We start from the raw sequence: 23,035 nt of genomic DNA, 5'->3' as shown, positions 1-23,035 counted from the left end.
GTGGTATCGTCTCGCGCGTGAGCGAACCGGCGGATCCGAAGCACGATGCGAGCGTCGACGCCCTGCTCGCCGACGTGCCCTCTCTCGCGCCGCGCCCCGACCTCGTGGAGGTCGCGCGCGGCGCGTTCCGTTTCGCGCAGTTCCTCCTCGACGACGAGGAGAACCTCACGCGCACCGGCAACCTGAGCGGCGCCGCGAAGGAGCGCTTGCGCGCGCGCACGCTCGAGCTGCTCGGGGTCGAGGAGCGCGACGGCGAGGGCGATCCGACGTGATCCTCTCGCTGCGCCTCAAGGGCTTCCGTCGCTATCGCGACGAGACGTTCACGTTCGCGCCGGGGATCAACTTCGTCGAGGGCGAGAACAACGCCGGCAAGAGCACGGTTTTCTACGCGATCGAGTACGCGCTCTTCGGTCGCGTCACCGGGCACAAGACGATCGCCGCGCTGATGGCGCCCAAGGCGCGCGCGATGGGCGTGGAGCTCGTGTTCCGCGGTCGCGATGGACACCGCTATCGCCTCCAGCGCATGCACGCGCTCCCGCCGCGCTCGCGCAGCACGACGATCGGGCACTTCACGCTGAAGCGCAGCGCGCGCCCGATCGACGCGCCGAGCGAAGAGGGCGAGGACGTCGAGACCTACGTCGCGAGCTCGGACTTCGAGGATCGCGAGGACGCGCTCGCCCTCGAGCTCTCTCGCGCGCTCGGGCTCACCCGGCGCTTCTTCGACGTCGCGGTGCACCTCCGGCAGGGCGAGATCACCGCGATCCTCGAGGGCGCGCCGCGCGAGCTCGACATCGTGCTCGGCGTCACGTCGGCGGTGGTCGCTGCGGACGAGATGCGCGCGATGGCGCTCGAGCGCGAGAAGGAGTGCGCGACGCTCCCGGTGCTCGAGGAGTCGCTGCGTCGGATGGAGCTCGATCGCGAGGGAGGACGCGCCGAGATCGAGCGGCTCGCGACCGAGCGCGCACGGCTCGACGAGCGCCTCGCGTCGTTCGAGGGAGAGGCCGCCGCCATCGCGAGCGCGCTCGCTGCGATCGCGCCGCTCTCGGACGTGGCCGCCCGGCTCGAGCGTGCACGTGCCGAGCATCGCCGTGCCGAGGAAGCGCGCGCCGATGCGATCAGCGCGCTCGAGTCGCTGCCGAGCGCGGAGGCGAGCGGCGCGAACGAGGATCAGCGCGCGTCCGACCTCGCGATGCGCGAGCGCGAGATCGACGCGCACCAGCAGAAGCTCGACGCCGAGCGTCGCACGCTCGATCGCGCGCGCGGCGATATCGGTGCGCGGATCGCACGTCGCCGCGATCACGCGCACGCCGGCGCGGGCGCCCGGTGCGAGGCGTGTGGGCAGACGATCGACGCTGCGCTCGCAGCGCGCGAGATCGAGGCGTGGAGCGCGGAGCTCGCGAGCACCGATGCGCGCCTCGGCGCGATCGAGGCCGAGCTCGCGACGATGCGCGAGTCCAGCGCGACGCTCCGCGCCGAGTCGCGGCGCATCGCGGAGTCGCGCGCCCGCGCCGAGGCGCTCGCCGCACGTCGCGCCGATGCGCAGAGGCTCGTCGAGCGCCGCACCGCGTCCTTCGACGAAGCGGCGCGCGCGCTCGCGGTCGCGATCGACACAGCGCGCCCGCAGCTCTCCGATCCGCCCGCCGACGCCGATGCGCTCGCCGCGGCGCTCGCCGCGAAGCTGGAGGCCGAGCGCGACGCGCTGCGCACTCGACGCGCGCGCCTCGATGCCGAGCGCGACGTGGTGCGCGAGAGCCGCGGGCGCTACGCGACGGAGCATGATGCGCGCACGCGGCGCGCCGCGGAGATCGAGCGCGAGCACGCGCGCACCCTCACCGCGTGCGAGCGACTGCGCGAGCTCGCGTCGACCGCGAGCCGGCTGCGCGTGCTCTCCGAAGGATTCCGCGAGCTCCAGGCGATCCTCCGCGATCGCGCAGCGAGCGCGCTCGCCGAGCACACCCACACGATCCACCGCGCGCTCCAGGGCGACGCGCACGACGCGAAGAACGCCGAGCTCAAGAGCGTGCGCCTCGATCCCGAGAGCTACGCGCTCCTGGTCACGCCGAACGACATCGGTCGCGAGGTGCCCGCCAGCGCGGCACAAGGCGGCGGTCATCGCCTCCTGCTCGGGCTCGCGCTCGAGCTCGCGATCGCGCGCCTCGTCGGACCTCCGCCGTTCCTGCTCCTCGACGAGCCGACCTACGGCCTCGATCGGCCGCGCCGCGCCGCGCTGCTCGCGCGCATCGCGTCGCTCGAGATCACGCCGCAGATCCTGCTCATCACGCACCACGACACCGAGGGCGTCACCGGACGCCGCCTCCGCGTCGTGCGGCACGGCAAGCACAGCCGCGTGGAGGCCGCGTGAGCGACACGCCCGAGGTCGATCGCACCTGGCGCTCGCCCGTCTACCGCGTCTGGTACGAGCTGCACGGCTTCGTCGACGAGGGGCTGCGCGATCCGATCCTCACGCAGCCCGAGATCCTCGCGGGCATGGGGCCCTTCGAAGAGGTCGCGGAGGCGGTCGCGACCGCGCGCGCGCAGAAGGTCGTGCTCGGGCTGCTCAAGGCGCGCCTCGATGCCGAGCCCGCGATCGCGCATCGCTTCGTCGCGCAGCCCGGATGGCCGTGGCTCGCGAAGCTCGTCGCCGCGGTGCGCCTCAAGGAGCTCGCGTCCGCGCGCATCGTGCAGCGCGGCGCGCGTGGTCGCGCGAGCTACGACTGCACCGAGCTCGTCCGCACCTATCACGGCAAGAGCCTGATGCGCAGCCTCGGGTTCGAGCGACGTCGCGTGCTCGGCAAGGACGAGCTCGCGAAGCTCGAAGAGGCGTGCGCGCGGATCAAGCTCACGCTGCCGCGCGTGGTCGAGCCGACGACGACCGAGCGCTTCTTCGCGGGCGAAGACGAGACGACGAGCGACGAGACGGAGGACTGATCGTGGATCACGTGGAGCTCTTGGCGCGCGCGAAGGTCGACGATCCGCGCAGCGAGTCCGGCGTCGTGCTCGAGGGGCAGTACCGAGAGGCGTACGACGCGATGCTCGACGCACACAACGCGGGGCTCTTCGTCGGGCTGATCGGGCCGGTGGGGGCGGGCAAGACCGCGCTGTGCCGCAAGTTCGCCGAGGACCTCGGGCGGCCCTTCGAGTGGGTCACGTTCAGCGATCTCGTGCGCCCCGCGAACCTCGTCGGCAGCTTCGATCCGACGCTCGTGTTCAAGTACGGCTACGCGCCCGAGGCGTTCGTGCCCGGGCCCTTCACGCTCGCCGCGCTGAAGGGCGGCGTGTTCCTCGCGAACGAGCTCAACCGCGGCGACGAGTACGTGCTCAACACGATGCTCGACGCGCTCGAGGAGCGTCGCCTCTACATCCCCGCACTGCGCGCGTGGTACCGCGTGCACGAGGACTTCTATCTGATCGCCGCGATGAACCCGACCGAGAACCGCGGCACGCGACGCCTCCCGAGCGCGATCCGCGATCGCATCAAGGTCTGGATCCGCCTCGCGTACCCGAAGCGCGCGACCGAGCTGAAGATCGTCGAGCAGCACTGCGGCGAGTACAAGCTCGCGCCCGGTCAGATCGAGCTCGTGCTCGAGATGGTCGAGCAGACGCGAGAGGACCCCGCGATCGAGTCGCCCGCGTCGATCCGCTCGAGCATCGGCATCGCGCGCTTCGCCGCCGAGCGCGCGCGACGCCTCGGTCAGCCCATCGATCACAAGCTGCTCGCGCAGGCCGCGCGCCTCGTGCTCTCCGAGGCGATCCGCGTGAAGCCGGGCCGCAACCTCGAGCACTACCTCGACTCGCTCCTCACCAAGACGCTGGGGACCACCGGTTGAGCGAGATCGACGACGGACGCTTCCGCGGCGACGAGACGCCGGAGTGGACGCCGATCGCGTTCGCGGTCGAGCTCACCCGGAGGCTCCGTCGTCACGCCGGGATCGCGTGCACCCCGAGCCTGCGCGCGACGATCGCGATCCCGCGCTTCCTCACCGCGCGTTATGCGCGCACGAAGCGGCTCACTGCGCGCGACTACCTCGACGCGGCGATCCTCACGACGCCCTTCGAGGACCAGGCGATCGCGGAGTCCGTCGCGCGCGAGCTGCTCTTTCCGCGCGCCGAGACCGCGGGCGCGGCGTCGTCGCCCACCAAGGTGCGCGAGGACGCGAAGGTCGTCGCGACCGCGCCGGTGCCCGACGCGGTCTCCGGCATCCTCGGTGATCTCGCGGCGCTCGATGTCGACCTCGACTCGCTCGCCGATCTCGCCGATCTCGAGTCGATGATCGACGACGGCGCGAAGCCGGACTCCTCGGATCCCTTCGAGCTCTTCGAGCGCCTCTATTCGTCTGCCGATCCCGAGGAGCGCGCGCTCGGCGAGCTCGTGGTGCTCTTCGGCGGCGCCGCGGAGATGGCGTCGGTCTCGGCGCGCACCGTCGATCACGTTCGCGTGCTGGTGCGTGAGCGCCTCCTCGCGCAGGTCGGCGCGCTCACGCCCCCGCACGTGCTGCACGCGTGCAGCGCGGGCTTCGGCACGCTGCTCGCGCACGAGGCGCGTCATCCCTGGGAGGTCGCGGGCTTCCTCGCGGGCCTGGGCCGCGATCGCGAGCTCCGCACCCACCTCGCCGATCTCGCGACCAGCGCGTCACCGCGCGATCTCGGCACCACGCTGCGCTTCGTCGCGCCCCACACGATCGACTCGCGCGACTTCCGCCGTGCCGCGCTCGCGCGCCCGCTCGATCTCGCCGAGCACGCCGAGCTCCTGCTCGGGCTCGAGGAGTACGTCGATCCTTCGGCCGCGCTGATCACGCGCTCCGCGATCGAGAGCCCGAGGCGCGCGATGAACGCCGCGCGCACGCTGCGCGAGCGCTTCGGGCACAGCGTCGAGGATCGTGTGCTCGAGGCGTGGGCGAGCGCGCTCGGCCGTGCGCCCACGCTGCGCGAGCTCGTCGACGTCGCGGTCGACTCGGCCCGCTATCACGCGCTCGTCGGTCCCGCCCTCGAGGCGCACGTGCTCGAGATGCGCGAAGAGGCCGCGGACGACTACCTCGACGCGACCACCGATGCGCTCCCGCCGGTGCCCCACGCGCTCGCCGCGAGCATCGTGCTCGCGCGCGATCTCGCGGGCACCAACGTCTCCTCCGCGGTGAAGGCCGCGCGACGGCTCGCCACCGAGGTCCCGTGCACCGTGCGCGTCGCCGCGCACTTCCTGCCGCTCCTCGACGAGCTCCTCGAGCACGCGCTCGTCCCCGACGATCTCGAGCGGCTCGTCGAGGTCGCGACGCTGCTCGGCATCGATCCCAACGAGGTCTACGACCGCATCGGCCAGGCCCTCGAGCAGCTCCGCGCGATGGTCCTCGGCGACGCGCACGACGCCGATCGTTACGCGCGCCTGGTCGATCGCATCGGGTCGATCCCGCACGCGCTCCTCGACGAGCTCTGCGGCGTCGCGAGCGAGACCTCGAACCTCGAGGCGATCGCCGCGCTGCTCGCGATCGATCTCGGCGGCGCGACCCAGCGCCTGCCCGAGGACCTCGTGATGCAGGGCCTCGGCTTCAAGGGGATCGGCGGCGGCTCGAACCTGCTCAAGCAGTGGTTCTCGCACCGCGGCGCGCTCGTCGATCCCCTCAAGTCGCGCATCAAGGCGATCGCGAAGGACGCGCTGGTCGATCTCGCGTTCGAGTGGCTCGGCAAGTCGGGCGCGAGCGCGGAGCGCGGCTTGATCCCCGAGACCCGCACCCGCCCGATGCGCGCCGGCGACGACCTCGATCTGCTCGATCTCGACGCGAGCCTCGAGCGCGTGATCGAAGAAGGACGTCGCCTCGACGACGCGCGCGACGACGATCTGCTCGTGTCGGAGACGGTGCGCGGGCGCGCCGCGGTCTCGGTGCTCATCGACATCTCGGGCTCGATGAGCGGGCCCGATCTCGCGATGTGCTCGATCGCGGTGGTGATGCTCCTCGGGAAGCTGCGCTCCGACGAGATCAGCCTCGCGCTCTTCGAGAGCGACACCCACGTGGTGAAGCGCTTCGCGGACGAGGCCGATCTCGACGCGGTCGCCGACGAGCTGCTCGACCTCTACGCGCGCGGCGGCACCTGCGTCGATCAGGCGCTGCGCTTCGTCGAGGACGAGATGACTGGCGTCGAGGCCACGCTGCGCGTGCTCTTCGTGCTGAGCGACTTCGCGTTCAGCGAGCGCCCGGACGAGCTACGCACCCTCGGATCGCGCATCGCCGATCACGGCGTGTCGCTGATCGCCGCGGCGCACGGCTGCGTGATGAAGGAGAGCCGCGACGCGCTGGTCTCGTCGATCGGCGGCGAGACGATGACGATGAAGAAGGCCGAGGAGCTCCCCTCGCTGCTCCTCGACGTGCTCTCGCGCATCGCGGACGGACGTTAGCGCCAGGCGATCTCGAGGCCGAAGCCGTGCGGTCCGACGTCGTGGGCCTCGATCGACACCAGCGTGCGGCTCGAGAGCGCGACGAGCCCGCACGCGCCGGTCATCGCGAGCAGGCGCCACGTCGGATGCTCGAAGAGCGGGCTCTCCACGTAGCGCAGCCGCGCCCGCGAGCCCTGCACCGACGCCTCCGCGCGTCCTTCGCTGCATGCGTGCCCGTGCAGCGACCCGGTGCGCGAGAGCAGCGCGCCCGGTCCTGCGGTGCGCAGCGCGAGCTTCGACATCGTGCTCGCGTTGCGCATCGCGTCGTCGATCACGACCGGCACGAGCGCGCGGCGATCTCCGCCGAGGAAGAGCTCGACGACGAGCTCGGTCGCTCGCAGCTGCGCTGCGACCGGCACCCACGCGTCGTCGCGGGGATCGTCCGCGAGCGCCAGCGCGCCCATCCGCGCCTTCACCCGATCGGCGGCGTCCGCGCCGAAGCGGCGCCGCAGGTTCTCCGCCCAGCGCCGCACCAGGAGCCCGCGCACCGTGCCCGAGAGCGCGCACGTCGCGTCCACGCCCCACGCCGCTTCGCACGCCACGTCGTCGATCGACCGCGCCCGGTCGATCACCGCGCCCTGCATCGCCGCACCGCTCACCCCGAAGGCGTGAAAGCACGCCCCGCCCCGTGCAATGCGGGTCACGGCGATTCGGCCGACCTGTCGTCAGGAGCCCCCGAACCGTCCCCCGGGCGGCCGAACGGATGGCCGTCCGACCTCTCGAGTCATGACGTCGCCCGCGATCGGATCGCGCAGCATCGCCGAAGACCATCGCGCGGCGGGAGACCGGGCCTCAGCGGCCGCCGGTCGCGAGCACCCCCCGCAGCGTACTTCGGTACGTGAGGAGGGAGCGCAGCGAGCGGTGGACGATCAGGCCCGGGATCGCGCCGCGTCGTTCCCGGTGGATCACCGAGCTCAGTAATGGCGCTCCAGCACGTACCAGCCGAAGCCGCGGAGCATCACCTTCACGAGCGACGCCTCGACCAGCGGATCGAAGCGCGCCCACGCGTCCTCCACGAGATCGCGCGCCTGCTGCTTGCACGCCGCGATCGCGCCCGAGCTCGCCATCATCTCGACCGCGCGCGCGACCACCGTCGTGTCGCTCGGCTTCGACGCGACGATGCGGAACAGCTCGACGCGCTCCTCGCGCCCGAGCCGCGACATCGCCTTCGCGAACGGCAGGGTGACCTTGCCGTGCATCACGTCCTCGCCGCGCGTCTTCAGATCGCCGCGGAAGCCCTCGAGGTTGAGCACGTCGTCGACGATCTGGAACGCGAGGCCGAGCGCCTCGAAGAACCCGCCGACCGCCTCGATCTGCGCCTCGGTGCCCTGGCCCGCGAGCGCGCCCATCCGCGCGAGCGCGGCCGCGGGTGCCGCGGTCTTCAGCCGATGGATCGCGAGCACACGCTCCTCGAGATCCGCGCTGTCGCCCGACTCGACCGCTGCCGGCACGAACTGGTGCAGCCCCGCGAGGTCGAGCGCCTGACCGCCGTGCCCGGCTCGCAGGGCTTCGAAGTAGAGGTCGTAGATGCGCACCTGGCGCGCCGACGACATCGCCTCGTCGCGCAGCAGCTTCTGCCCGAGGAAGTACGCCGCGGTCCCCGAGTTGATCGCGATCGCGTCGCCGTGCACCGCGTGGCATGTCGGCCCGCCGCGCCGGACCTCCGATCGATCCTGCACGTCGTCGACGATCAGCGATCCGGTGTGCATCAGCTCCGGCATCGCGAGCCAGCGCACGTAGCGTCGGGAGTCGCCGCCGACGACGTCGCAGCACGCGAGCGCCGCGTACGAACGCCACGACTTGCCGCCGCGATCGACGATCTCGCGGATCGGCTTGGTCAGGTAGTCGGCGACGAGCTGCACGTCGACGCCGCGCATGTACTGCTCGCGCTCGCGCGAGGCGATCAGCTCGCGCATCTCCGCGACGCTCGGCTCGAGCGGCATGATCGAGTGCACGCTGCGGCGCGTCTCGGTGCCCACCGCGGAGAAGAACTCGTCGAGCGTGTCGGTGTGCGAGAAGCCGCTGCGCTCCACGAAGCCGACGCCGCGCACCGCCTCGCCCGCGATGGTCCCTCGGACCTCGACTCGTCCTTCCCAGAACGCCGGCTCCGAGAGCACGGTGATGAACTCCTGATCGTCGACCGGCGCGACGAGCTCGAGATCCAGCCGCGCCTCGGGCTGACGCAGCCGCCACGACGTCGGGTACTCGTTGAACGTGCGGGTCGAGACGAAGCGTCCGCTCGCCTCGAGCGTGAACGCGTCGTGGCTCGCGACGCGCCCAGCCCGATCGATGACCTTCGTGCGCCCTTCGATGCGCTTCTCGCCCTGACGCGCGAGATCGAAGAGGTCGTACGCCGAGATCTCGACGCCGTTGTCGAGCTGCAGCGAGACCCAGTTCCACGCGACCTCGCGCTCCGGCTCCGGCTCGCCCTCGGCGGGAGCGTCCGTCGTCCCGCTCTCGCGATGCCCGCCGAACTCGTGGTCGTACCAGCCGATCGCGCGCTCCACCGGCACGCGCTGCCCGTCGAGCACGAGCGACCCCGTGACCGTCGCGCGCGGGCAGAAGTAATAGAACATGTCCTCGCCGGCCGGCCCGCGGACCACGCCGTCGTCGCCGTGGCGCACCACCGGCTTGTCGAGGCGGAACTGCAGATCGCAGCCGAGCGCGCGGCCCGGATGGCGCAGCGTCAGCGAGTAGGTGCCGTCGTCGTTCTTCACGAAGCGCTGGCCGTCGTAGTCGAGCTCGAGCTTGCGCGTCGCGACCGTGACGTCGCCCTCGAACATGCGATCGGGGAGCGGGACCTCGCCCTTCTCCAGGATCTCGCGGATCGCGCGGCGGAGGCGCTGATCGCTGGTGCCGTGACCGCGATCGAGCTTCTCGAGACCGATGCGCGGCGCCTGCTTGTCGACGAGCGAGTCCGCGACGTACTCGCCGCGGTCGAGATCGACGATCGCCCAGGTGAGCGAGTGCGCGTGCTGGCGCTCCTTCGTCTGTTTGTCGACCCCGCTGAGGATGCGGAAGAACGACGCGAAGAGCGCCAGTCGTCGCCCCCCGGCGACCTCGAGGTGGCTGTTCACGTACCACCACTCGGTCGTCGACGACGCGTGTGGAAGGTCGTGAACGTCGAGGTCGATCGGTCCGGGCAGAGGCCAATCGGTCGGTCGATCCAGCATGACGACTCCTCTCGGCCGCGCCCCGGGCCCTCACCCCACGGCCGAGTGCGCGAGTACTGGCCGGCCCCGGTGCTCGTCAATACCGGCACCGGTTAAACCTGCTCACACCAATGTTTTCGTGTGCAAGAGTTCCGGCCACACGGCTGCAGTACGATTACGGCGCTCGAAACTCACGCGAGAGTGGCGCGGAGGGAAACCAGGGCGATGCGCGACGGACATCGGCGAGCGGTCGAGGAGCTGGAGCGCGGCGACGACTACCTCGCGACGCGCGCCGCGTACGGGCGCATCCCCGGCGGCGTGTACCTGCGACCGACCGAGCGCGGGCTCGTGGTGCTCGGGCTCGACGCGTCGTGCGCGAGCATGATCGGGGTCGGAGGTCGCGACCGAGAAGATCACGTGCTCACGCGGCTGCCTCCCTCGCCCGAGCACGTCGCGCGGGCGCTCGCGGGGTACGACGCGAAGCGCGCGACGTTGGCGCGGCCGAGCCTGGAGGAGAGGCACGCGCTCCGGCTGATGGCGGGAGCGCTCGGCGGCGATCTCGCGCTGCCGTGGCCGGACACGTATTTCGTGCACCAGGAGTGGCGCTTCGAGGACCGCACGAAGATCGATCTGCTCGCGGTCGATCCGTCGCGGGGTCGATGGATCGTGATCGAGCTCAAGAAGTCGGAGGCCGCGGCGCGCGCCCACGACCCGAAGAAGGGCGGCGACGCCTGGGCCCAGGCGCGGGCGTACGCGAGCCGACTCCACGCCCAGCGAGCCGAGCTCTACCCGTTCTTCCAGCGGATCGCGCGGGCGCTGGCGGCGCACCACGGATCGCCGGGGGCGATGCGGGAGCTGCGGGTCGATCCCGAGCACCTTCCCGACGTGATCGTCGCGTGGCCCGAGTGACATGTCGGAGTCGGATCGACACCACCACGGGTGTCGGCCTTGCGGCTTTCTCGCGCGCGACTAGAACCCGCGCCACGAATGAAGAAGCGCGACCTCTCTCGACGCATCGCTGCAAGGCGGAAGCTGCACGCGATGGCGCACGAGGCGGCCCCGTTCTTCGGTCGAGAGAGGCTCGCGCGGATGCTGCGCGACCGCGCCCCGGACCTCGTGAAGCTCGTCGGCGAGCGTGAGGTCCAGGCGATGGTGGAGCTCGTCTCGAGACCGTTGGGCGCCGCCTGACCTGGACAATCTCGGCTCTCCACAGGAGGCCGCGGCGCGATGCGGGGGCTGATCGTCACCCGCTGTCTGCGCGCGTGCTCACGGACGAAAGTCCGGATGCCGCTGAGCCACCACCTCGCGCCGCGAAGCGAGCATCGGCGATCTGCCGTCTCGCGAGCGGGCCCGAGAAGTAGACTGCGAGCGTGCAACGCGCGCTGCTGATCCTCGCGATCGTGATCGGAACGTGCGTCGCGGCTTCTCCGGCGAGCGCCGACGCGATCCCGATGCCTTCGCGCCCGGGTCCCGACTGGGACGAGGCCCCGCTGCCGACACCTCGGCCGACCGAGGTGGTCGCCGGAATCGGCGTGGTCGTGCTCGCCGGCATCCTCGTCGTTCGCGGGAGGAAGCGATCGTGAGCTCGGCATGGCCCGGGTGGCTCGACGCTCCCCGCTGGTCGAAGCTCGGATGGTCGGAGGGGCGCGACACACGCACCGGGATCCCTGTGCGCGTCGCGTCCGACGACACCGACTGTCTCCACGACGCGCAGCCGCTCGCGCGACACTGGCTCGCGTTCGATCGCCGCGCGCACGTGCGACGGCTGCAGGCGGCGGAGGTGGCTGCTCGCCTGGCGAGCCCGGCGTTTCTCCCGGTGATCGCGAGCGATCCGCTCGTTGTCGAGGCGCCCCCTGCGACACCGGCGCTCGACGCGTCCGAGGCGATCGAGTGTTTGCTCCAGCTGCTCGAGGCGCTCGGCCAGCTGCATGCCGCGGGGTGGGCGCATCGCTGTCTGATTCCCGCGCAGGTCGGCGTCGAACGGCGCGAGCACGGTGTGCAGGTGCGCGTCGCGTTCCCCGCGGTCGGTCCGGCCGCGCCCGACCACGACCACGAGGTGGTGCGGGCGATCGGACCGATCCGCGGCGATCTGCTGCAGGCGGCGCGGCTCGCGCGGATCTGGGTCGGCGAGATCGACGCACCGCGCATGGAAGTCGCCCGGCTCTCACGCGCGCTCGCTCGGGTCGAGAGCGCGGCGCAGCTCGCCCACGTGCTCGCGCCCGGGCGATGGCGCGATCGCGCCGCGTCGATCCCCGACGTCGTCGAGCTACGCCCGATGCCGACCGACTGGACGCGCGTGATCGACTCGCTCGAGGCCGATCTCGCCGCGCCCGTCCACCCGTCGCGAGTCGACTACACCCGCTATCCGCTCGCCTTCGCGCTCGACCAGCGCGCGCGTCTCGCGCTCGTTCGTCGCGAGCTCGACCTCGCCCGGCGCGATGCGGAGCGCGCGGTCGAGCTCGACGACGAGCCGAGCCAGCGCCTCACGCGCGCCGTGGTCCGGCTCGAGCTCGGCGATCTCAACGGCGCGCTCGCCGATGCGGAGCGCGCGCTCGCGCCTCCCCCGGTTCCGTCCGAGCACATCGGCGACATCGAGCTCCTCGTCGCTCCTCGGCGCCAAGAGCTCTCGCCTGCTACGCTCGCCCGCGCCCACCTCGTCGTCGCGCGGGTCCATCAGGAGCGCGGCGAACACGCCGCCGCGCGCGACGCGATCGCCCGCGCGCGGGCCTGCTCCGACGAGCCGATCGTCGCGGAGATCGAGCGCGCTTCGCGCTGACGCTCCGCGCGCTGGTCGCGTGCGCGCACGCGTGGGAAGCTCGATGCCGCTCGATGGCACGTCGTCCCGCCGCCGCGCCTTCTCGCACGCGCTCTCGAGGCGCGTCGTCGTCCTCGCTGCAGCAGGCGCTGGGCGAGGCCGCGAAGCTCGCGCCCGTGCTGCTCGCGGGACGTGACGCGCCCGCGCCGAAGCTCGTCGCCCGCGCCGAGGCGCTCTTCGCGACGTTGGTCGACGATGCATCGCGCGCCGTCGCGAAGCACCCCGCGCTCGCGTCGGAGGGCGCGCTCGCGGCGCTCTCGATCGCGCGCGGCGAAGCCGAGCGGACGCGCGCCTACGATGTCGCCGCCTCCGCCGCGAACGCGCTCGGGGGAACGGCCGCCGCCGAGATCTGGCTCCGCATCGCGATCGACGCGTGGGCCCACGGCCGTATCGCGCGCGCACAGTCCGCGGCCGATCGTGCGAGCGAATGCGCCGGGGACGACGCGCCGCCCGAGCTGCGCGCGCGCGTCGCGCTCGAGCAGGGCCGCATCGCGTTCGGTCGCAGCGAGTGGGCCACGGCGCGCGCCCACACCGAAGTGGCGCGCTCGATCGCAGCGTCGAACGAGCTGGTCGCGCTCGAGGCGCTCGCGCACGTCGGGCTCGCCGCGATCGGCTCGCACGAGCTCGCGCCGGACGCCGCGCGCCACGCGCGTCGCGCCATCCTGCTCGCCGAGCGCATCGGCGCGAAGGACGTGCTCGGTCGCGCGCAGGCGCAGCTCGGCATCGTGCTCGTCGAGCGCGGCGTGCACGACGAAGGACGGCGCGTGCTCGAGAGCGCGATCGCGCTCGAGCGAGAGCGGGGCGAGGGCGAGAACGAGTGCCGCGCGCTCCTCTATCTCTCGATGCTCGAGGTCGACGCCGGACGGCCGCTCCACGCGCTGCACTGCCTCGGCCGCGCGCGCGAGGTCGCGATGGCGCGCGGCTCGCGCGTGGCACGCGCGATGGTGCACGGCTCGGTCGGCGTCGTGCACCTGGTGCGTGGCCATCCGCGTCCCGCGGCGCGCGATCTCGTCGAGGCCGATCTGGTGCTCGAGGACGTCGGCAATCGTCACGCGCGCATCACGTTCTCCGCGTTCCTCGGAGCTGCGGAGGCGCTCGCCGGACGGCCGACCGAAGCGCGCGCCGCGTTCGCCCAGGCGCGCCTCCTGATGCAGGAGGGCGTCGGCCCCGCGTACGGCGCCGAGCTGATGCGCGTGCTCGAGCAGGTGCTCGCGGTCACCGAGGGCGCGCCGGTCGACGACGCGCGCGACGTGCTCGCGGAGATCGAGCGCGGCTCGGTCGCGGCGCACTGGGCCGACCTGCGCGTCGCGTGCGCGCTCGCGCGCCGCGCGATCGTCGGCGAGGCCGCGTCGAAGCTGCCGCGCATCGAGCCCACGCCCGGCCTCGTGATCGCGCACGACGGACGCTGGTTCTCGCTCGAGGGCTCGCGGCCGATCGACCTCGAGTCGCGCCCGGTGCTGCGCAGGACCCTCGCCGTGCTCGCGGAAGCGCGCGTCGCCGAGCCCGGCGTGACGGTTGCGCGCGCAACCCTGGTCGCGCGCCTGTGGCCCGAGGACGCGCGGCTCGGCGAGCGCCTCCTCGAGAACCGCATGAACGTCGCGATCGCGACGCTGCGCCGCCTCGGGCTGCGCGACGCGATCCGCACCGGTGACCGCGGCTATCGCCTGCGCGAGGATCTCGCGGTCACGATCGATCCCGGCTGAGGATCGATGCCCTGCGGCGGCGCGGATCGCGCATGTCCTCGCGCCCTCATTCGCTCGCCGGAGTCGGAGACGCGCCGGGCTCGATCGCCGGCTCGACGGGCTCCTCGACGACACCTTCCTTGACCCGCATCGCGCGGTACTCGTCGATCGGAGCGACCGCGCGGCGGAATCGCTCGATCGACGCCGCGTCCTCCTCGTCCACCTTCGCCGCCAGGAGGCGCGCGTAGGCGCCCACGGCGCGCGAGAGCTTCGCGAGCGCTTCCTGCAGCGCGGTCGCGCTCGGGACCTCGGTGCGCGCCGTCCGGCCGACGCCGATCGCCTCGCCCAGCGCAGCGGTTCCCTTCTTCACCGCGGTGAGCATCGCCGCGCCCGCGAGCGCTCCGATCTCCTCCAGCCGGTATTCCTCGACCATCCGATCGAGGCGGCGCTGGCCTTCGAACCAGGCGGCGTACGCATCGAGCCGCGCGAACCCCACGCCTTCGGGGAAGTACGCGTCGAGGAGCGCCTGCGCTCGAACGCCGTCGTCGCCGAAGGCCGTGCCGAGCCGGGCCTTCGACACCAGGAGCTCGTGGAGCGCCGCCCAGTAGTTGATGAACGCGTCGCGGTGCGGCCGCACGCGCGCGCTCGAGAAGCGGTCGCGCTCGGCGAACACGACCTGGACCTCGTCGCCGAGGTCGACGATTGCGCGGAGCGTTCTGCGGAAGGGTCCGGGTCGAGATTCGGACCGCCGATGCTCTGCGGAGCGCTCGACGGACCGCGCGAGCCTCCGGTGACGCGATCAGGGCGGCGCCACCTGGAGCGTCGCGGTCAGGACGCGCTCCAGCTCGAACGGACGCCGCAGCACCACGATGCGTCGCCACTTGCCGACGAGCTCACGTGGTTGGGCTTCGCAGCTCACGACCACGCACCCGATCGCGCGCCATTTCGGGTGCGTGCTCATCCGCGTGACGAGCGCGAGCCCGGGATCGTCGTCGTCGAGCGTCGATGCGCTCGAGATCAACACGTCGACCTGGAACGCCCTCAACACCACCAACGCGTCGGCCGCGGTCGCGATCGAGATGACCCGCGCGCCGTGCAGCTCGACGTACTGCGCCACCATCTCGCGTGTGTCCGCGTGGCTGTCGACGACGAGCACCGTCATGCCCGCGAGCAGCTCGGCGCGTGGGTGCGCTCGCAACATCGTGCCCGACGCACGATCGCGCCGGCGCGCGTGCTCGATCGGTCTCGGTGGAATCGACGAGAGGGCTCGACGTCGCATCGCGTCTCCTCCGCTGCGCTAGGGCACCAGGCCAGGAGGCTCCACGTGCGCCGCAGCCGATGCGACCGACGAGCTCGGACCGCGCAGCGCATCGCGAGCGCGTCGCGCCGTCGCGCCGGTCTCGCGCTCCAGCTCGATCCGGACGTCGTGATCGGCGTCGGGCACCAGCGGCTTCGTGACCGTGACGTGCCCCGCCGCCGTGATCGTGATCGGGATCGCGGCCTCGCCTCGCGTGATCTCGAGCGTGAGCGGCGTGCGACCGAGGGTGCGGTCGCTCGTGCGCACCTCGGCGTCGGGCGGAACGCTGTCGATCGCGATGCGCACGCGATCGCTCGGCTGCGGCGCGGAGGCGACGAGCGGGAGCGGTGCCGTCGCCGCCTCGTCGATCGACGGCTCGGCGGTGTCGCTCGCGGGCAGCGTCGAGCGATGCATCACGACCAGGAGCGCGAGCATCGCCGCGCCGGACACGGTGCAGGCCCACAGCCAGCGCGCGTCGAGCGTCGGACGCACCGGGATCACCTGCGACGCACCGGTCGGCGGCCGCGCGACGTCGTCGACCCGCACCTCGAGCGAGATGGGCTGCGACGAGGGCTCGTCCTCCTCGTCCGCCACGCGGAGCTGGACGCCCGAGACGGCGCCGCCGATCCACCACGGCACCGAGGGCAACGTCGCGGTCTCCTTCGGCTGCGTCGTCGCCGGCTGCGCGCCGATCAGACCGGGGTCGCCGTGCGCGACCGCGAGCTCCGCGATCTGCTCGCGTGCATCGTCGAGCTCTCGCGACGCGACGATCTGCGCGCGCAGCGCGGCGCGGAGCTCCGCCGCGGTGGCGAAGCGCGCCGCGGGGTCGCGATCGATCGCGCGCATGCAGATGTCCTCGACCTCACGCGGGACGCCGAGGCGCGGCACGCGGTCGCTGGGGCGCGGCACGGCGTCGTGGAGCACCGCGCGAACGGTCTCGACGTCGGTGCGGCACTGGAAGAGGCGACCTCCCGTGAGCAGCTCGTGGAGCACGACGCCCGCGGCGTAGACGTCGGTTCGACGATCGGGGCGCGCGCCCGAGAACTGCTCGGGCGCCATGTACGCGAACTTGCCCTTGGCGAACCCGGTGCGCGTCTTCTCGCGTGCGTCGTTCGAGAATGCGATGCCGAAGTCGATCAGCTTCACCTCGCCTTCGACGGTGAGCATCACGTTGTGCGGCGAGACGTCGCGATGGACGAGCCCGAGCCAGCGTCCCGTCTCGTCGCGCAGCTCGTGCGCGGCGTGGAGCCCGGCGCACATCTCGGCGACGACGTGCATCGCGAGGACAGGGTGGAGGCGCTGACGGCGAGCGCGCACTCCGCGCACGATCGACGAGAGGCTCGCGCCGCGGAGGAGCTCCATCACGAGGTAGAGCGACTCGTCGTCGCTCCCGAGCTCCTCGACCGCGACCACGTTCGGATGGCGGAGCCGCGCCATCATGCGTCCTTCGTCGAGCAGCGCGTGCGCGAGCGAAGGATCGTGCGCGAGGTGCGGGAGCATCCGCTTCACGACGACGCGGCGCTGGAAGCCGCCGATGCACGCGCGGTTCGCGAGGAAGACCTCCGCCATGCCGCCGCACGCGAGGCGGGCGAGGATCGGGAACGGGCCGATGCGCTGCGGCAGCGCGGGACTGGCCAAGCTCGCGTTCATGCGCGGGACGCCTCCTTCGAGCGGATCGCGGTGTCACGTGCTCGAGGAGTCGTGATCCGCACGACTCCGAGCACGCGTCCGCGCCACGCGAGGGCCGTCGAGCAACCCTCGTGCCTCTCGTGAGCACGTAGAATCACGCTACGGTGCGATCGTGCGCGTGATGCGCGCTGCCTCGACTGTGGCGCGAATGTCGCGAGCCCGCGTCGCACGCTGCTCCACGAGGGTCCGGAGCCAGCGTCGACACCCCTCGGTGGACCCGCAGCACGTGCTCGCTGCTCGCAAACGTCCGCGCCGCGCGAGGCGCGAGGAGGTACGCACCGCACCGCGCGGTGCCATGCGGGCTCGCTCTCGAGCGAGGGGGGTCGCCGCGACAGCATTCGGTCTCGATGGTGCGCAGCTCGTTCGCCGCCGCGACGCTCGTCGTGCTCGTCGGGTGCGCGACACCGGCGGGCCCGCGATCGCACGATGCGTCGACGCGCCCAGTCGATGCCGCGGACGCCGCGATGCCCGAGCGGCGCTGCGTGGCTCCCGCGGGCGTGAGCGGATCGCCGCGGACGATCGCGGACGTGGTGGCGCTGATCGACGCGCTGCCTCCGCCGGTGACGATCCCGTGCGTGCTCGAGAGCCTCGACCGCCCGCTCTACGTCGAGGCGACGTCGAGCCGCTTGAGCGCGCAGCCCGCGGTGGGGGAGCGCAGCCCGCGCATCTTCTTGTTCTTCGGCGATCTCGTGATCTCGGTGGTGCCCGAGGGACTGGGCGCGCCGCTGCTCGAGATGAGCGAATTCGTCGACACGACGCGCAGCCGCAAGGCGGAGCTCGCGTTCCCGGTGTCGCTGCCGCTGAGCGAGGCCGCGCCCTACGAGCGGCTCGGCTCGACGGGCACGCTCTGCGGCGGCTGTCACGGCCGCGAGGTGCGAGACGAGATCATCGCGGGCGCGTTCGTCTCGCTCGCGCTGCGCCCGCACGACGAGCACCTCGTCGCGATCGATCGGGTGCGCAGCGAGTGGCTCGCATGCCGCGCCGAGGACGAGCGCTGCGCGATGCTCGACGCGCTCTTCGGGCGCGGGGCGGTCGTGCACCAGGGCTTCCCGCCCGAGCTGCCGACGCACTGACGCGCACCGGGCCGGCTCGCGCGCGCCCGCGTCGACGGCGTCAGTCCTCGCCAGTGAAGACTGCGATCACGCACCACTCGCGCCCGATCGCCGCGACACCCCAATCGAAGGTGGCGGCGGTGAGCGGGCTCCAGCTCCGACCCGTTCCTCTCCGCGGCGTGCTGTTGCCGAGCACGATGGCGTCGCTGCCGGCGACGTCGAGGAAGCGTCGCGCGCGATGAGCGGCCGACGCCGCTGATCGACGCACCGTCTCGTACGCGAGGTGGTGACCGATCGTATGTGCGAGATCGGTGTCGGCGTCGGGGCGCGGCATGGGCCGCCAGCCATTCGCGATGGGAAAGACGCCTACTCCGAGGGCCATTCGATCGGCGACCCGAGTCGCATCTTGCTCGCCCGGTGTCGCGAAGATCGAAACGAACGCGCGAGTGCCCACTTTGCGCGCTCGCCTCGCGTTCTCCCCGTGGTCTTCGGTGAGCCCGAGGCGCGCGTGAGCCCAACGCGTGATCTCCACCGGCACGATGGGCGTTGCGGGGCGCAGTGCGAGCAATCGCTGACGTTCTGCCACGACGCCAGCCCAGTGCTCTGCCCACGGCGAGCCCGGTGAATGACGGCTGACGTGCTCGAACGAGTCGCGCGCCATCTGCACGCGCCGCGCGTCCATGAGCGCTGCTCTGGCGAGCTCCTCGTCGCCGTCGAACGTCTCGAGCGCCCAGAGCGCGAATCGGGAATTGCGAAGCGCGCCAGCGGCGACGCGACGCAAGGTGTCGCCAGCGTCGTGGGCATCGAGGTCGAACGTTCGCACGCCCTACGATGCAGGATCGCTCGCGTGGGTGTCTCACGGGTCGCGTGATCGGAGGGCGTTCGACCACGCCGCGAAGTGCGTCGCCTCGGCGGACGTCGCGCGCGCGATCACCGTGCACGTGACCGAGGATCGTCGACGACCAGAAGCAGGCGGCGTCGTCGTCCAGCTCGTCAGCCGAGGTGGCACTCGCGCGGACGGAATTAACCGGCCGACGATCACGATCGTTTCTCTGAGCGGGCTATGGGATTCGAACCCACGACATTCAGCTTGGGAAGCAAGCGCGCGGTCTCAGTTTTGCGCGTTTCCGGGCGTTTCTTGCCGTCGCGGTGCCTCCGACATGGGTCAACAATCGGCGCGTCGTAGCCGGTTGCCGGGGTCCGAGCCGGGGATCCCGGATGACGCCGGCATCGAAGTCGGCCTGCTCACTCGAGCGCCGAGACCGCGCCCCAGCGCCAGCTCCGGCATCACCAAGAATGCGCGAGCGCGCTCGGCGAGCTTTGACCGCGCTCAGCGAGGTTCGTCGATCGCTGCTGCGAATCGCGTGTGGAGCACGACGAACAAGTCGGCCTGCCATCGCACGTCGGCCCGCTGCCAAGCGGGAACCGGTTCACTGGGATCGTAGGACGCGAGCTCCGCGCGGTCATACGCCAGCCGCGCGGTGAGCGGCGTGCAGAGCGGATGCGCGACGACGCGCACGACGAGCTCGTTCCCGCTGTCCCAGTTGTGCGCGTCGACGAGCGCATGGAGCAGGCTCGCCGTGACCGGCTCGGGGAGGGCGTCATCCTCCCAATCCTCCGCGATGGCTCGTTCCGAGGATGTCGCGTCGGTTAGGGGCGCATCGCCCGGTTGGAGAATCCAGCTCGCGAGCTTCGGCCATCGGACGGCGACGTTGAGCCGGCGCGCCAGCTTCAACGGGGGCAAGCTTCGGCCTGCGCTGGGCATCGCGTCGAAGAGCGTCGCGTCGCCCTCGTCGAGCGCAGCGTCGAGTGCGGATTCGCCGCGAGGATCGGAAACGAACGGATCCGCGCCGCGCGCGATCAGTCGCGCGATGCAGGTGTGCCGCCCGGTTCTCACGGCGACGTGGAGCGCGGTCCGCCCGTATCGATCACGCGGGCCGTCGGGATCCCCGCCGTTCGCGAGGGCAGCGTCGACGGCATCCGGGTCAGCGCTCCGCAGCGCAGCGAACAGCGTGGCGTCGTCGACATGGGTCATGGCCGAAGCCTACCTACAGCGTTCGGCGTGAGCGCGGTCGTTAGCGGGCGACGAGCTCGCGCACGAACGCGAGGCGCTCCTTCGGGATCCCCATCGCCGACCTGAGCTCCTCGATAAGTTCGCACTCGCGTTGCGAGATGACCACGGCGTGCTCGAGGAGCTGGTCGCAGAGCGCTTCGAGGGCGAGGCCCCACTCGCGAAACGAGAGGTATGCGAGCGCGTCACTGAGGACCGCGGCGTCCACGCGTTCGGCGAGGGACTCTCGCAATCGATCGAATCGCTCGTCGTAGTCGCGCACCGCGGCTCCGTGCTCCCGGCCGCGCGCGAGCTTGGTGGTGGACGGTACCCGAAGCCAGGCGTTTGCGAGGAAACGGCGAGGCACCGTCCAGTACGTCACGAACGGGTACGTCCGGAAGAGCGTCGAGAAGGTCTGCGCCGTCGCGAAGATCAAGCTCGGCGACCGCCCCGCGGTGCACTGCCTCCGGCACACCTGGAACAACCTCGTACGCCAGCACGCGAGCGAGCTCGTGCGTCAGGCGCTCATCGGCCACGCCGACGAGGCGAACAACGAGCGGTACTCGAAGGTGGGCGAGGACGAGAAACGCACCGCCGTCCACGCCGTGGTGAAGGTCGTGAAAGGGGGTGCGTAGCCGGGGATCGAGCCGGGGATCGACTCAGACGCCTACCGGATTTTCAGAGCGGGCTATGGGATTCGAACCCACGACATTCAGCTTGGGAAGAGGGATGTCGGGCCCGCAACCATGATCGAAGTCGTGTGATCTTCAACAGTTAGCGCCTCGTGGCGTTGCGGGCCGATGCAACGCGATGCGCTCGAAGTGGAAGTTCAGGTGGAAGCCAGCTGCGTGTTGATGCTGATCTTGTGATCAGGTATGTATGTGTCGCGCGGCGAGCGCGTAGAATGAAGCGCGATATGGGCGAGCCGGGGATCTGCCGATTCTGTCGGCGACAGCGCCAAACATCGGCGCGGTCGGCAGCGGAGAACCCGTTTTGCAGCCTGTGCCTACAGGATCGAATCCGCTTGTCGAACGCGCGACCCGCCGCGAAACGAGCAAGGCCTAGGGCAGCGAGCGGAAAGCGCGCTTGAGGAGGGTGTTGGCCTTCACCCACGTCAGCTTCTTGCCCCAGAGGCTGCTCGCGGCGCGTTTTCGCGGCGATGCGTCGCCGGTCTGCGTCCAGACTTCGACACTCCAGTACTTGCCGTCGAAGCGTGCATAGACCTTCACGGCCGAGCGGTCGGCCGTCTCGTCCAACACCCATGCATAGCCATCGTGATCGTCCTGGGTCACGCGCCACGGGTGCTTCGGGTCGACGTCTCCCAGAGCGTCGGATAGGTCCGCGGCGGATTCGAAGCGATCGCTGGGTTTGAGCGCCGTCGCCTTCCGGATGACGCGGCGCAGGTGATCGGGAACGTGAGGCAAGAACGCGTCGCGATCGGGGAACGTGCCGTCAAGGATCTTCGGCGCGAGCTCGAGTTCGTGCAGCTGATCGAGCTGGGAGCGATACCAGTTGTCGCCGTTGACCGCTGCATAGAGGGTCAGGCCGATCTGATACACATCGGAGAGGACGGTGAGCGACCGCTTCTTAGCGAAGACCTCGGGCGGCCAGTAGGGCTCGTACATGCGTGGCTCGCTGATCGCGATTCCGAGCCCGTCGACGCGCATCGCTTGCCCGAAGTCGGCGATCACACCTCGTCCGTGAGCGTCGAGAAGCACGTTCGCGGGCTTGAGGTCCAGGTGAAGACGTTCGGCTCGGTGAACTGCACCGACGCCATCGCAGATGTCCTGGCCGATCGCGATTGCACGGGCCGCGGGGATCGGTGCATCGCGGATCTCCTTCGCGAGCGACCCCGCCATGATCGGCATCGTCAGACAGATGTGCGTGTCGTTCCTGCCGGCCACGTAGAGCGGGACGACGCGGTCGCAGGCCGCGGCGCAAACCGCTTGCGTCTCCTCGAAGAAGAGTTCGGGATCGCCGTCGAAGAAGCGTAAGTCGATCTCCTTGAGGATCACCTGGTCGCCACGTTGGCGATCGAAGGCACGCCAGACCTGCGAGTTTTGGCCTTCGCCACGGCCGATCCGCTCGATGCGCTCGAATCGAGAACTGATCGCGACGCGCCGTTCTCTGCTAGGTGCCGAGCTCACTTTGCGAGCCCCGCACAGGCGGCGTGCAGCGCGTCGTGGTCCTCCGCGGAAAACCCAGCGCAATTGACGCCGCGGAACTCAGGCGCTGCGAGGTATCCCTTCCGCTTTCCTGCCTTGTTCTCGACGCCGAGTCGCGAAGCGATCGTCGGCCATTTGAGGAGCTCGACGGGCTTCGCGTGTGCCGACGCAACCTCGAGCGCGACACCCTCGGCTCGCACGCGCGGGAAGAGCTTCGTCGCGCCCGGCGTGTAGTCGCTCTCGCGAACGACGACCGCGTCGACCTTCTGGTCGGTGATTAGCGCGCGGAGCTTCTCTCGGAGATTGCTCAGCGCCTTGTTGTCGTCGAATGCTTTCGCCTTCTCGATCGCACCGCTCGCGATGAGCTTCGGCGCGGTGACAGTGCCTTCGACGAGCACCCAGTGCGCACCGCCGTTGATCGCGCGAACTCCCAAAGCCCTCATGCACCCCCCGCAAGCTCTGGCCGGCCCCGGCCGAAGGGGTGGGATCGGTAATGCTGCTGTCCGGGAAGGCAACAGCGGCACGCGAACATTCATCAGGGTCAGTGTTTTCCCTAGCCAGACGTCAGTACGCCCCCAGGGGGGACGTCGAGACGCATGTCCAAGCCGCTCGTCGAGCTCGAACCGCTCGGACCGGAACGGCGTCGTGTCTCCGGGTCGTATGTTCGCGCGCTGTAGTTCGCGCGCATTCGATTCGGCGCCGTTCTGAC

At 71.1% G+C, this 23,035-nt stretch carries 22 protein-coding genes; 12 read left to right on the top strand and 10 right to left on the bottom strand.

All coding sequences use genetic code 11. The features are described 5' to 3' along the window. The first annotated feature begins 17 nt into the window (after nucleotides 1-17). Genes I5071_RS17080 through I5071_RS17060 form a run of 5 tightly spaced genes read left to right on the top strand, consistent with a single transcriptional unit; the run spans nucleotide 18 to nucleotide 6,385 of the window. Entirely contained in the window at nucleotides 18-272 is a 255-nt protein-coding gene (locus I5071_RS17080) for a hypothetical protein (RefSeq protein WP_236606532.1), read from the top strand. After that, complete coding sequence (locus I5071_RS17075; RefSeq protein ID WP_236606531.1) at nucleotides 269-2,362, top strand: AAA family ATPase; 2,094 nt, start codon at nucleotides 269-271, stop codon at nucleotides 2,360-2,362. The genes I5071_RS17080 and I5071_RS17075 overlap by 4 nt, the downstream gene beginning before the upstream one ends. Beyond that, nucleotides 2,359-2,928 (top strand): hypothetical protein, encoded by a 570-nt coding sequence (locus tag I5071_RS17070; RefSeq protein WP_236606530.1) that lies wholly within the window; start codon nucleotides 2,359-2,361, stop codon nucleotides 2,926-2,928. Before I5071_RS17075 ends, I5071_RS17070 begins: the two co-directional genes overlap by 4 nt. 2 nt (nucleotides 2,929-2,930) lie before the next feature. After that, on the top strand, nucleotides 2,931-3,827 hold the full coding sequence (locus I5071_RS17065; protein ID WP_236606529.1) for an AAA family ATPase: 897 nt from the start codon (nucleotides 2,931-2,933) through the stop codon (nucleotides 3,825-3,827). Continuing rightward, nucleotides 3,824-6,385, top strand: coding sequence for a VWA domain-containing protein (locus I5071_RS17060; protein ID WP_236606528.1), 2,562 nt, complete (start codon nucleotides 3,824-3,826; stop codon nucleotides 6,383-6,385). The genes I5071_RS17065 and I5071_RS17060 overlap by 4 nt, the downstream gene beginning before the upstream one ends. Here I5071_RS17060 and I5071_RS17055 read toward each other — a convergent pair. Together I5071_RS17055 and I5071_RS17050 are read right to left on the bottom strand one after the other, a co-directional pair. After that, nucleotides 6,382-7,023 (bottom strand): hypothetical protein, encoded by a 642-nt coding sequence (locus I5071_RS17055; protein WP_236606527.1) that lies wholly within the window; start codon nucleotides 7,021-7,023, stop codon nucleotides 6,382-6,384. The two genes, I5071_RS17060 and I5071_RS17055, sit on opposite strands and share 4 nt — an antisense overlap. Nucleotides 7,024-7,338: 315 nt before the next feature. Further along, nucleotides 7,339-9,597: a polyprenyl synthetase family protein gene (locus I5071_RS17050; protein WP_236606526.1), complete on the bottom strand. Its 2,259-nt coding sequence runs from the start codon at nucleotides 9,595-9,597 to the stop codon at nucleotides 7,339-7,341. Between the two features lie 204 nt (nucleotides 9,598-9,801). On the opposite strand from I5071_RS17050, the gene I5071_RS17045 reads away from it, so the two are divergent. From I5071_RS17045 to I5071_RS17025, 5 genes are all read left to right on the top strand, one after another. Next, a complete protein-coding gene (locus I5071_RS17045) occupies nucleotides 9,802-10,485 on the top strand; it encodes a hypothetical protein (protein WP_236606525.1) in 684 nt (227 codons plus the stop codon). A gap of 132 nt (nucleotides 10,486-10,617) precedes the next feature. Further along, entirely contained in the window at nucleotides 10,618-10,764 is a 147-nt protein-coding gene (locus tag I5071_RS17040) for a hypothetical protein (protein WP_236606524.1), read from the top strand. 182 nt (nucleotides 10,765-10,946) lie between these two features. Then, nucleotides 10,947-11,159, top strand: a complete 213-nt coding sequence (locus I5071_RS17035; protein WP_236606523.1) for a hypothetical protein — start codon at nucleotides 10,947-10,949, stop codon at nucleotides 11,157-11,159. Then, nucleotides 11,156-12,352 carry a hypothetical protein gene (locus I5071_RS17030; RefSeq protein ID WP_236606522.1) on the top strand — a complete coding sequence of 399 codons (1,197 nt, stop codon included), beginning with the start codon at nucleotides 11,156-11,158 and terminating at the stop codon, nucleotides 12,350-12,352. The genes I5071_RS17035 and I5071_RS17030 overlap by 4 nt, the downstream gene beginning before the upstream one ends. Before the next feature lie 53 nt (nucleotides 12,353-12,405). Next, nucleotides 12,406-14,094, top strand: coding sequence for a hypothetical protein (locus I5071_RS17025; RefSeq protein WP_236606521.1), 1,689 nt, complete (start codon nucleotides 12,406-12,408; stop codon nucleotides 14,092-14,094). 46 nt (nucleotides 14,095-14,140) lie between these two features. On the opposite strand, the gene I5071_RS17020 is transcribed toward I5071_RS17025, so the two are convergent. The 3 genes from I5071_RS17020 to I5071_RS17010 form a co-directional block, all read right to left on the bottom strand. Next, nucleotides 14,141-14,746, bottom strand: a complete 606-nt coding sequence (locus I5071_RS17020; protein WP_236606520.1) for a hypothetical protein — start codon at nucleotides 14,744-14,746, stop codon at nucleotides 14,141-14,143. Between the two features lie 126 nt (nucleotides 14,747-14,872). Further along, nucleotides 14,873-15,352: a hypothetical protein gene (locus tag I5071_RS17015; RefSeq protein WP_236606519.1), complete on the bottom strand. Its 480-nt coding sequence runs from the start codon at nucleotides 15,350-15,352 to the stop codon at nucleotides 14,873-14,875. Nucleotides 15,353-15,370: 18 nt separating this feature from the next. Beyond that, a complete protein-coding gene (locus tag I5071_RS17010; protein ID WP_236606518.1) occupies nucleotides 15,371-17,020 on the bottom strand; it encodes a serine/threonine-protein kinase in 1,650 nt (549 codons plus the stop codon). 386 nt (nucleotides 17,021-17,406) lie between these two features. On the opposite strand from I5071_RS17010, the gene I5071_RS17005 reads away from it, so the two are divergent. Then, a complete protein-coding gene (locus I5071_RS17005; RefSeq protein ID WP_236606517.1) occupies nucleotides 17,407-18,132 on the top strand; it encodes a hypothetical protein in 726 nt (241 codons plus the stop codon). 40 nt (nucleotides 18,133-18,172) lie between these two features. Here the strand turns inward: I5071_RS17005 and I5071_RS17000 are convergent, their stop codons facing one another. The 3 genes from I5071_RS17000 to I5071_RS16990 all read right to left on the bottom strand — a co-directional run bounded on the left by I5071_RS17000 (nucleotide 18,173) and on the right by I5071_RS16990 (nucleotide 20,444). Beyond that, on the bottom strand, nucleotides 18,173-18,934 hold the full coding sequence (locus I5071_RS17000; RefSeq protein WP_236606516.1) for a hypothetical protein: 762 nt from the start codon (nucleotides 18,932-18,934) through the stop codon (nucleotides 18,173-18,175). 507 nt (nucleotides 18,935-19,441) lie between these two features. Beyond that, nucleotides 19,442-20,146, bottom strand: a complete 705-nt coding sequence (locus I5071_RS16995) for an ankyrin repeat domain-containing protein (RefSeq protein ID WP_236606515.1) — start codon at nucleotides 20,144-20,146, stop codon at nucleotides 19,442-19,444. A gap of 40 nt (nucleotides 20,147-20,186) precedes the next feature. Further along, nucleotides 20,187-20,444 carry a MafI family immunity protein gene (locus tag I5071_RS16990; protein WP_236606514.1) on the bottom strand — a complete coding sequence of 86 codons (258 nt, stop codon included), beginning with the start codon at nucleotides 20,442-20,444 and terminating at the stop codon, nucleotides 20,187-20,189. 37 nt (nucleotides 20,445-20,481) lie between these two features. On the opposite strand from I5071_RS16990, the gene I5071_RS16985 reads away from it, so the two are divergent. Continuing rightward, nucleotides 20,482-20,796, top strand: a complete 315-nt coding sequence (locus tag I5071_RS16985; protein WP_236606513.1) for a hypothetical protein — start codon at nucleotides 20,482-20,484, stop codon at nucleotides 20,794-20,796. A gap of 426 nt (nucleotides 20,797-21,222) precedes the next feature. Here the strand turns inward: I5071_RS16985 and I5071_RS16980 are convergent, their stop codons facing one another. Both I5071_RS16980 and I5071_RS16975 read right to left on the bottom strand, forming a co-directional pair. Further along, entirely contained in the window at nucleotides 21,223-22,308 is a 1,086-nt protein-coding gene (locus I5071_RS16980) for a serine/threonine-protein kinase (protein ID WP_236606512.1), read from the bottom strand. Further along, nucleotides 22,305-22,769 (bottom strand): hypothetical protein, encoded by a 465-nt coding sequence (locus I5071_RS16975; RefSeq protein ID WP_236606511.1) that lies wholly within the window; start codon nucleotides 22,767-22,769, stop codon nucleotides 22,305-22,307. Before I5071_RS16975 ends, I5071_RS16980 begins: the two co-directional genes overlap by 4 nt. Between the last annotated feature and the right edge of the window lie 266 nt (nucleotides 22,770-23,035).

The sequence above is a fragment of the Sandaracinus amylolyticus genome (assembly GCF_021631985.1).
GTDB lineage: Bacteria > Myxococcota_A > Polyangia > Polyangiales > Sandaracinaceae > Sandaracinus > Sandaracinus amylolyticus_A.
Note: the sequence above shows the minus strand (reverse complement) of the source record. Positions and strands in the feature narration are given on the sequence as shown.